The sequence below is a fragment of the Dyella sp. 01L423 genome, from assembly GCF_056399945.1.
Genome location: NZ_JBFTSI010000039.1, coordinates 1 through 465, shown reverse-complemented (window position 1 = coordinate 465; position 465 = coordinate 1). Strand labels below are relative to the sequence as shown.

Annotated in this window: 1 protein-coding gene; it reads left to right on the top strand. The window is 68.8% G+C overall.

The genetic code is table 11. The features are described from left to right. Window positions 1-174: 174 nt before the first annotated feature. Window positions 175-465 (top strand): ABC transporter permease subunit (locus tag AC1DMY_RS20955; RefSeq protein WP_477166769.1); only part of this gene is annotated, 291 nt, incomplete at its 3' end.

Genomic DNA, 465 nt, shown 5'->3' with positions numbered 1-465 from the left:
AGACGAGCCAGCTATATAGGCGGCGAGATGGCGCAGTCGCGGCTGGGGCTGCCCTCGGCCATCGGCTGGGTGTTCCAGGGCATGCTGCTGTTCTTCCTGCTGGCGTGCGACACGCTGATCGACAACCGGCTGCGCTGGCGCGCCCGGGCCGCCTGAACCGGAGCCGATAACAATATGGAACAACTCGCTCCCCTGATCGCCACGGCGATCAACGCCGGCACCCCGCTGCTGCTGGCCGCGCTGGGCCTGCTCGTCAACGAGCGCGCCGGCGTGCTCAACCTCGGCGCCGAAGGCATGATGCTGGTGGCCGCCGCGTTCGGCTTCATGGTCGGCTACCAAACCCAGTCGCCGATGCTCGGCTTCGCGGCTGGCGCGCTGGCCGGCATGCTGATGGCTTCGCTGTTCTCGTGGCTGGCGCTGGTGCTGGCCACCAACCAGGTGGCCACGGGCCTGGCGCTGTCGATC